Genomic DNA, 8,582 nt, shown 5'->3' with positions numbered 1-8,582 from the left:
GTGATCACCTGCGGCGGCACCTTCACCGAGGAGAGCGGCTACGAGGACAACGTGGTGGTCTCGGCCCGCCTGGTCGAGGTCCGCTGACCGCGCTCCGCCGACCTGACGAATTTCCGCCGAAGGATTGGCCTGGACCGGTTGGTGGTCGTCAGTGTGGCCTCCACGGAGCCGGCGTCGGGGGGCGCCGGGTTCTCCCCCGGTACCGGTTGACCACGGGAAACGCTGGTGAAAGGCGCCTCGAACCCCTGGTAGAGTTATCTCTGTCGTCGCGGGGGAAACCCCGGAACGACAATCACACCCAGTCCGGGTGGCGGAATGGCAGACGCGCTAGCTTGAGGTGCTAGTGCCCTTTATCGGGCGTGGGGGTTCAAGTCCCCCCTCGGACACCACGCGGAAGTGCCGGTCGATCTCATGTCGACCGGAACTTCCCGTTTTCACCGACGGGACATCGCCCGAGGTCAGGGGCGTGGGCGCCGCCTGTCCTGGGTGGGTGAACGAGAACATTCCCCCTGCCCCCGGTGCGCCGGCGAGTACACCTACGAGACGAACGACCTCGTGGTGTGTCCGGAGTGCGGCCATGAGATCGACGGCTTCGGCGCCATGCGGCTCAAGTCCAGCGTGGTCAAGAAGGCCTGAGCCGCACCTCACCGCGCGGGTCGCCCGCCGCCGTCCTGTGCCTTCCGCGCCACCACCAGCCTGCACCGCGGGCTGCCGTCCTGCCGTCGTCCCAGGGACTCGATCGGGACGAGGGCGACCTCGAAGCCCGGTTCCTCCAGGCGGGCGCGGACGTCGGCGAGGCGGAAGGTGCGGTAGTACATGACGAACGGCGGTCGCCAGAGGGCGTTCCTGACGCGCATCGCCGTGTCGAAGCCCCACAGGGCCCAGTAGAGGCGGGATCCGACCGGCGGCGGGGCGGGGAGGGGGAAGGCGAAGGTGCCGCCCGGGCGCAGGACCGTGTGGATCCGGGCGAAGAGGGTGCGCTGTTCGGCCGGGAGGAAGTGGCCGAAGGCCCCGAAGCTGACCGCCAGGTCGAAGGTCGGGGCGAAGGGGAGGGCCAGGGCGTCGGCGCGGACCAGGTCGGCGTCCGGGTGGACGTCCCGGGCCCTGGCCAGCATGCCCGTGCTGAGGTCGACGCCCGTGATCCGGCCCGAGCAGACCGAGCGGAGGACGCCGAGGCCGGCGCCGGTGCCGCAGCAGACGTCGAGGCCCGAGTCGAAGGGGCCGAGGGTTTCCAGGGTCTCGGCGACCGCGTCGAGGAGACGGTCGGAGGTGCGGAAGGGGGTCGCGTCGAACTTGTCCGCGAGCAGGTCGTAGCCGCGCTCGACCGAGGAGAGGGCCTGGACGGTCAGCTCGCGGAGGCTGGGACCCTGCGGGGTGAACATGCACCGAGCCTAGGCGGTCGCGGGCCGTGCGGGCCGGAGCGGTGCGCACCGGGGGCCGTCGGCGAGGGCCGCACCGGTCAGAGCGTGCTGCCCACCGGGGGTGCCGGCCAGGCCGGGGCGGTTCCCGTCAGCTGGCAGACGAGGAGGTAGAGGGGGATCGGCGGGGTGTAGGGGGAGGTGCCGTCGGGGTGGTGGATGAGCCGCGGGCGGCGGTCCGGGATCTCGGCGCCGGGTGCGTAGCAGGCGGGCAGCGGCCAGGTGAGGTCGTGGTCGGAGCCGGCGGGGACCAGCCACCACCACCAGTCGGAGTCGGCGTAGACGCAGCCCTTGGCGGGGAGCCGGGAGAGGATCTTGAAGCCGAAGCGGGCGGGGACGCCGACGGCGTCGCAGCCGAGGCCGGTGTGGAGTCCGACGGGCACGGTGAGGCGGGTGGCGCCGAGCTCGCGCGCGCCCCGGGTGCGGTCCAGCACGGATTCGGGTGAGCGGCGCGGGACCGGCACGGAGGCGGCTTCGGGGGTCCTGAAGGATCGCGGGAGCATGCGGATCGCCATCGACCTCAGCACGGTTCCCCCATGCCGTGGGCGAGTTCCGCCCAGACGATCTGTGCCGTGCCGAGACCGGTGCGGTCGGCGCCCCAGGCGGTGCAGAGGGCGTCGACGATGAGGAGTCCGCGGCCGCGTTCCTCCTCACCGCAGTCGCGTATCCGGGGTCCGGCGGGGCCGCCCTCGTCCCGTACGGCTATGCGCAGGGTGTCCTCGCCCTCGCGGAGTTCGCAGACGACGCGGTCGCTCGCGGTGTGCACGACGGCGTTGGTGACGAGCTCGGAGACGACGAGGGCGACCGTGTCGCGTATCCCGGGGTCGCAGCCCCAGAGGATGAGCCGCTCCTCCGCGAGCCGGCGGGCCCGGGCGACGGAGCCGGTGAGGGCGGGGAGCTCGAAGGCGAAGCGGCGGACGGGGTCGGTGTGCTGCTGCGGGCGCTGGGCCATGACCCGAGGGGCTCGAGGGCTCATGAGACCTGAGGGCTGCGCGTTACCAGAAGCCACGACCGGTTCCTCACAACAGTGGGCAGGACTGCCGTACGGCGCTGTCGCCGTGACGCGGTGGCGCACGGCGGCAGCGTGTACTGGTTCACCGGAACACTGTCCTCCTGAGTCGGACACTTGGCAAGTGGCACTCTGAAAATTGCAGAGTGCCGTGTTCTCTCTGGCCCGGCTTCGTGGCACACTCGTCGAAACAGCGCGTCGGGGAGGTCTGAGAGTGAGCGAGCCGCGGTCCGCCCCGACGGTGGGACAGGTCGTCCTCGGAAAGCGTCTGCAGGACCTGCGCGAGCGGGCCGGCATGAAGCGGGAAGAGGCCGCGAAGATCCTCCGGGTGGCCCCGGCCACCGTCCGGCGGATGGAGACCGCCGAGGTCGCGCTGAAGATCCCGTACGTGCAGCTCCTGTTGAAGGAGTACGGGGTCACGGACTCCGAGGCGGAGGGCTTCGTCGCCCTCGCGGAGGAGGCCAACCTCCCCGGCTGGTGGCAGCGGTTCCACGACGTGCTGCCCGGCTGGTTCTCCATGTACGTCAGCCTGGAGGGGGCGGCCAGTCTCATCCGGGCCTATGAACCCCAGTTCGTCCCCGGTCTGCTCCAGACCGAGGAGTACGCCCGCGCCATTCTGCGCAGCGGGGCGGTCGGTGCCGGCAGCGATGCCGGCAAGGACGAGGACGCCGAGCGCCATGTAGCCCTGCGGATGGAGCGCCAGTCCCTGCTGACCAGGGACGACGCTCCGAAGCTCTGGGTGATCATGGACGAGACGGTGTTCCGCCGACCGGTCGGTGGCGGGCCCGAAGTGATGCGCGACCAGCTCGACCGGCTGCTCGAAGCGTCCGAGCTGCCGAACGTCACCCTGCAGATCGCGGAGTTCGCGTCCGGCCACCACCCCGGCACCTACGGACCGTTCGTCCTCTTCCGCTTCGCCATGCCCGAACTCCCGGACATGGTCTACAGCGAGTACCTGACCGGCGCGGTCTATCTCGACGCGCGTCCCGAGGTGGCATCCCACCTGGAGGTCATGGACCGCATGGCGGCGCAGGCCGCGACTGCACAACGCACGAAGGAGATTCTCCGGAATCTCCGCAAGGAGCTGTGAATGGATCGCATATACAACGGCATGCCCGCCGCGGAGCTCGGTGCCGAGGGTTGGCACAAGCCCTGGAGCGGCGGGAACGGGGGCAACTGCGTGGAGGCCATGAAACTGGCCGACGGCAGGGTCGCCGTGCGACAGTCCGCAGACCCTGAAGGACCAGCGCTCATCTACACCCACGGGGAGATCGCCGCTTTCATCCAGGGTGCCAAATCCGGTCAGGCTGACTTTCTGCTCACCTGAACCTTCCGTCCCGGCCCCGCCATCGCGTAACTCTTGTAGCAGCGCCACCCGTTCATCCCGACCAGGAGAGCCGATGACCCAGGATCCCGCAGCCGTACGGATCGACACCAGCAAGCCGCATCCGGCGCGCATGTACGACTGGTTCCTGGGCGGCAAGGACAACTACCCGGTCGACGAGGCGATGGCACGCCAGCTGCTCACCGTCGACGCCCGGGGCCGGGACATGGCCCGCGTCAACCGGGCCTTCATGCACCGCGCCATCCGCTGGCTCAGCGCCCACGGCGTCCGCCAGTACCTGGACGTCGGCACGGGCATCCCGACCGAGCCCAACCTGCACCAGATCGCGCAGGAGGCCGCGCCGGAGTCCCGCGTCGTCTACTGCGACAACGACCCGATCGTGCTCGCGCACGCGGCTGCCCTGCTGCGCTCGACCCCGGAGGGGGCCACCGAGTACATCCAGGCGGACGCCCGCGAGCCCGAGATCATCCTCGAAAGGGCCGGAAAGGTCCTTGATTTCGACCAGCCCATCGCGCTGTCGATGCTCGCCCTGCTGCACTTCGTGGGGGACGAGGACGGTGCGTACGAACTGGTCTCCAAGCTCGTCGAGAAGCTCGCGCCGGGCAGCTACCTGGTGCTCTCGCACGTCACCGGGGACTTCAACCCCGAGGGCGCGGCGCAGGCGGCCGCCATGTACAAGGCGCGCGGGCTGACCCTGCGGCCCCGCTCGCGCGACGAGCTGGCCGCGTTCTTCGACGGCCTCGAGTTCGTCGAGCCCGGGGTCTCGCTCACCGCCGAGTGGCACCCGGAGCTGGGCGAGCCCGTACCGGTCCAGGGCGACGAGCCCATCCCGGGGTGGGCCGCGGTGGCCCGCAAGCCCTGACCCGGTCCGTACGCGAAGGGGGCCCGCCGGCATCGCCGGCGGGCCCCCTTCCGTCCTGCTACGGCTGCACCAGCGTCACCAGGAAGCTCCGCGCCCGGCCGATGTTGCCGGCCGCGTCGATCGTCCGGTACTCGACGGTGTGCGTGCCGTAGTCCGGGGTCGCGTCGTCCCACGGCACCGCCCGGCTCCGGCCCAGCTTCCCGTACACGAGGTCGTCGATCACCGTGCCGCCCGGCGAGAAGCGGAAGGGCGCGGCGGCGTCCGTCGGCCAGCCGTAGTACGTGTACCAGCCGTCGCCGTCGACCCGGAACTGGCTCACCACGGCGCCCTCCTGATCGTCCCGTGCGGTCAGCCGCATCGTGAACGCGCCGTCGTACACGTACTCCACGGGGCGCCCGGGACGCCGCACCGTCCGCAGCGGCTCGGACAGTTCGTACGCGGCCGTGGCCGGGCGGGCGTCCACCGTCCAGCTCAACTCCTCGTCCGTGCCCGCGAGCCGGGCCGTGAGGACGTGGGTTCCCGGCGCGATCCGCAGCGAACGCAGGTCCAGGTCACGGTCGTTGCGGCCGTCCGCCGCGACCGGCCGGCCGTCCAGCCGCCAGCGCACGGCGGGGGTGCCGTCCACCGCGTGGGTGGTGTCCGCGTGGACCACGCTCCGGGCGCCGACGGGGGACCCGGTCGGGGTGTGCCCGGTGAAGCCGGGATCCTCCGGACCCCCCACGGTGGTCAGCGAGGGGTCCACCGTCCAGCCGACCGTCCGGGTGAGCGCCGCCGAGTCGCGGACCGCCGGGTCGCGGACGAAGGGCGTCGGGTCGGTGACCGTCGCCGTCAGGGTGTGCGTCCCGGGGGAGACCCGCAGCTCCCGTAGGTCGACGGTGCGGGCGCCGCGGGTGTCGAGGGTCCGCCCGTCCAGCTTCCAGGTCACGGAGAGCGCGCCGCCCACCGGGTGCAGGGTGTCCACCCACACCGTGCGGTCCGCCCCGATCGGCGCCGTGTCCGGGGTGTGGTCCTGGATCAGGTTCACCTTCGCCGAGATCGCCCGGACCATCACCTCGCGCTCCACCTGGTCGAAGGCGTAGCCGAGGGTCTTCATGAGGGAGTGCCGGCTCGGGCGCCAGACGCCCTTCGTGCTGTACATCCCGCCTTCGTGGCGGCCGATGACCCCGCCGGACTCGCTCTCCTCGCCGAGCCAGCGCCACCACTTGGCCCGCTGCTCCCGCATCTGCTCCTCCGTCAGGAGGGTGTGGTGCGCGGAGGACGGTTCGGATCCCTCGTAGGCCCCGCCCGGGACCCCGCGAGCGTAGTAGTCGTACTCGTCCTGGAGGCCGCCGAGCGAATGCCCGATCTCGTGCGGGGTGATGAGCGAGGAGAGCGCGTTGCCGCCGGAGGCCGTGGCGTAACTCCCGCCCGCCCCGCCGTAGGTGTCGCTGTGGGCGAGGGCGACGATCTGCCGGTTGGCGCGGACGGTGCCGGGGACGAGGTCGGCGAGCGCGCCCGCCTTCCGGCTGTCGACGGTGAGCAGCCGCTGCACGCTGTCCGGATCGCAGCCGCCCCAGAAGCCCATGTCGAGCGCCGTGTCACGGACGGGGGCGTCGAGGCCCGGGTCGCAGTCCACGCCGGACTCCGCCGAGGGGACCTCCACCGCCCACACGTTGATGTACGAGCGGTACGAGGCGAAGGGCTCGATGCTCCACAGGGTGTTGAGGTGCCGTTCCAGGTCCGCGCGGAACGCCGGCATCTCCGCCGCGGTGTACCCGTCGCCCATGAACACCAGGTTGAACCGCCGGTCGGCGGGCCCGGTGGTCTGCACGGGGACGACGGCCGGCCCTTCGCCCGGCGTGGGCGTTCCGGCGGCCGCCGGCGTGGTTCCCACCAGGCCGGCGGCCAGCAGGCAGACCGCGGCGAGGAGGCCCGCCGCACGTCGAACTCCCTTGCGCAGTGAGGTCATGGGGCGCGAGCCTAGGCCGCGCCCCCCGGCCCGTAAAGGTGTTCGTCAGCCGTCCGTTCGTCGCCCGGCCATCTCAGCTTCGCAGCCAGGCAAGTCCCGGGTGCTCCGCCGTGTAGCCCTCCACGAGACGGCGGGCCACCGCCACCGAGTCCACCAGGGGGTGCAGCGCGAAGGCCTTGACGGCCGTCGCCCGCGAGCCGCTCTCCACGGCCGCGAGGACCTCGCGCTCCACCGCCTTCACGGCGGTCACCAGACCGACGGCGTGGTACGGCAGCGGGGCCACGGAGACGGGGTGGGCGCCGTTCGCGTCCACGAAGCACGGCACCTCGATCACCGCGTCCGCGTCGAGTACCGAGAGCGTCGAGCCGTTGCGGACGTTGAGGATCAGCGTGGTCCGCTCGTCCCGGGCGATCGCCCCCATGAGCGCGAGCGCCACCTTCTCGTAGCCGCCCGACTCCAGGTCCTCCTCGTCGCGCTCCCCGATCCCGGCGGCCTCCCGGTTGGCGGCCATGTAGGTGGCCTCGCGGTCGGCGAGCGTACGCCGCCAGGCGGCGAGGGCCGGGGTGTCGGGCTTGCCCATCTCCTCGTAGAAGCGGCCCTGTTGGTCCCGCAGGTACGCTCCGCGCGTCCGCTCGGCCGTCCGGTAGGCGTGGACCGCCTCCCGGTTGAAGTAGTAGTAGTGCAGGTACTCGTTGGGGATCGCGCCGAGCGAGCGCAGCCACTCCGGGCCGAAGAGCCGGCCCTCCTCGAAGGAGCCGAGCGCCTCCTCGTCGGCGAACAGCCGCGGCAGCACGTCCCGGCCGCCGACCCGCAGCCCCCGCAGCCAGCCCAGGTGGTTGAGGCCCACGTAGTCGATCCAGGCCTCGTCCGGGTTCGCGCCCAGGACGCGGGCGACCCGGCGGCCGAGGCCGACCGGGGAGTCGCAGATGCCGACGACCCGGTCGCCGAGCACCCGGGCCATCGCCTCCGTGACCAGGCCGGCCGGATTGGTGAAGTTGATGACCCAGGCGTCGGGGGCGAGTTCGGCGATCCTCCGGGCGATGCGGATCGCCACGGGCACGGTCCGCAGGCCGTACGCGATGCCGCCCGCCCCCACCGTCTCCTGGCCGAGCACGCCCTCGGCGAGCGCGATCCGCTCGTCGGCCGCCCGCCCCTCCAGACCGCCGACCCGGATCGCCGAGAACACGAAGTCCGTCCCGCGCAGCGCCTCGTCCAGATCCGTCGTCGCCGTCACCACCGGCGCGTCCGGCACGCCCTCCGCCTGGTCCGCGAGCACCCGCGCGATGGCCGAGAGCCGCCCCTCGTCGAGGTCGTACAGGGTGACGTGGGTGACCCGCCCCTCGGCGTGGTCGCCGAGGAGGGCGCCGTACACCAGCGGCACCCGGAATCCGCCGCCTCCGAGAATCGTCAGTTTCATGCTCGTACGCTACTCGGACGCGCCCTCTGAGCAGTGGGATTCCGGGCCGCCGTCCACGGGGGCGTCCACATGCCGGGCGCCGCCGCGACCACCCGGGTGGGGGACAATGACGCCATGTCCCGACGCAAGACCCGCCCCCGCACGTCCCCGGCCGCCGCGCCCGCCGTGACCGCGACCTCGCCCTGCCCCTGCGGTCTCGACGCCGCGTACGGCGCGTGCTGCGGCCGGTTCCACTCGGGCGCCGGCGGTACGGCGCCCACGGCCGAGCTCCTGATGCGCTCCCGCTACAGCGCCTTCGTCGTCCGCGACGAGGCCTACCTGCTGCGCACCTGGGCGCCGGAGACACGGCCGGGCGAGGTCGACTTCGACCCGGGGATGCGCTGGACCGGCCTGGAGATCGAGGAGACCGCCGAGGGCACCGCCTTCCACCAGCGCGGCACCGTCACCTTCACGGCCCGCTACGTCCACGGGAGCGAGGCCGGTTCCCTCCACGAGCGGAGCCGTTTCGCCCGCCACGAGGGCGCGTGGGTGTACGTGGACGGCGACTTCCCGGACTGAGCCGGGCCCCTTGCCCGACCGGGCC

The 8,582-nt window shown here is 72.2% G+C and carries 10 protein-coding genes, 1 tRNA gene and 1 pseudogene; 7 read left to right on the top strand and 5 right to left on the bottom strand.

The genetic code is table 11. The features are described 5' to 3' along the window. From K7G60_RS16625 to K7G60_RS16615, 3 genes and pseudogenes are all read left to right on the top strand, one after another. Window positions 1–87: pseudogene (locus K7G60_RS16625) on the top strand (class F sortase); the annotation flags it as partial. Window positions 88–301: 214 nt separating this feature from the next. Then, window positions 302–389, top strand: a tRNA-Leu gene (locus tag K7G60_RS16620). Window positions 390–486: 97 nt separating this feature from the next. Continuing rightward, the gene (locus tag K7G60_RS16615; protein ID WP_225801683.1) at window positions 487–636 is read left to right on the top strand and encodes a hypothetical protein; all 150 of its coding nucleotides are present in this window, start codon (window positions 487–489) and stop codon (window positions 634–636) included. A gap of 8 nt (window positions 637–644) precedes the next feature. On the opposite strand, the gene K7G60_RS16610 is transcribed toward K7G60_RS16615, so the two are convergent. The 3 genes from K7G60_RS16610 to K7G60_RS16600 form a co-directional block, all read right to left on the bottom strand. Next, entirely contained in the window at window positions 645–1,382 is a 738-nt protein-coding gene (locus tag K7G60_RS16610; RefSeq protein ID WP_225801682.1) for a class I SAM-dependent methyltransferase, read from the bottom strand. Window positions 1,383–1,459: 77 nt separating this feature from the next. Next, on the bottom strand, window positions 1,460–1,921 hold the full coding sequence (locus K7G60_RS16605) for a hypothetical protein (RefSeq protein WP_225801681.1): 462 nt from the start codon (window positions 1,919–1,921) through the stop codon (window positions 1,460–1,462). A 17-nt stretch (window positions 1,922–1,938) separates the two neighbouring features. Further along, window positions 1,939–2,370 (bottom strand): ATP-binding protein, encoded by a 432-nt coding sequence (locus K7G60_RS16600; protein WP_225801680.1) that lies wholly within the window; start codon window positions 2,368–2,370, stop codon window positions 1,939–1,941. A 271-nt stretch (window positions 2,371–2,641) separates the two neighbouring features. On the opposite strand from K7G60_RS16600, the gene K7G60_RS16595 reads away from it, so the two are divergent. The 3 genes from K7G60_RS16595 to K7G60_RS16585 all read left to right on the top strand — a co-directional run bounded on the left by K7G60_RS16595 (window position 2,642) and on the right by K7G60_RS16585 (window position 4,634). Further along, window positions 2,642–3,517 (top strand): helix-turn-helix transcriptional regulator, encoded by an 876-nt coding sequence (locus K7G60_RS16595; RefSeq protein ID WP_225801679.1) that lies wholly within the window; start codon window positions 2,642–2,644, stop codon window positions 3,515–3,517. Next, window positions 3,518–3,754: a DUF397 domain-containing protein gene (locus tag K7G60_RS16590; protein ID WP_015037566.1), complete on the top strand. Its 237-nt coding sequence runs from the start codon at window positions 3,518–3,520 to the stop codon at window positions 3,752–3,754. A gap of 73 nt (window positions 3,755–3,827) precedes the next feature. Continuing rightward, window positions 3,828–4,634, top strand: coding sequence for an SAM-dependent methyltransferase (locus K7G60_RS16585; RefSeq protein ID WP_225801678.1), 807 nt, complete (start codon window positions 3,828–3,830; stop codon window positions 4,632–4,634). A 58-nt stretch (window positions 4,635–4,692) separates the two neighbouring features. Here the strand turns inward: K7G60_RS16585 and K7G60_RS16580 are convergent, their stop codons facing one another. Further along, complete coding sequence (locus K7G60_RS16580) at window positions 4,693–6,582, bottom strand: M64 family metallopeptidase (protein WP_225801677.1); 1,890 nt, start codon at window positions 6,580–6,582, stop codon at window positions 4,693–4,695. Between the two features lie 73 nt (window positions 6,583–6,655). Further along, entirely contained in the window at window positions 6,656–7,999 is a 1,344-nt protein-coding gene (locus K7G60_RS16575) for a 6-phospho-beta-glucosidase (protein WP_225801676.1), read from the bottom strand. Window positions 8,000–8,113: 114 nt separating this feature from the next. On the opposite strand from K7G60_RS16575, the gene K7G60_RS16570 reads away from it, so the two are divergent. Next, window positions 8,114–8,557 (top strand): YchJ family protein, encoded by a 444-nt coding sequence (locus tag K7G60_RS16570; protein ID WP_225801675.1) that lies wholly within the window; start codon window positions 8,114–8,116, stop codon window positions 8,555–8,557. The last annotated feature ends 25 nt before the right edge of the window (window positions 8,558–8,582 follow it).

It is taken from the genome of Streptomyces sp. NK15101 (assembly GCF_020400725.1).
In the GTDB taxonomy this organism is placed as follows: domain Bacteria; phylum Actinomycetota; class Actinomycetes; order Streptomycetales; family Streptomycetaceae; genus Streptomyces.
The sequence above is the reverse complement of the archived record's forward strand: the minus strand, read 5'-3'. Positions and strand labels throughout refer to the sequence as shown.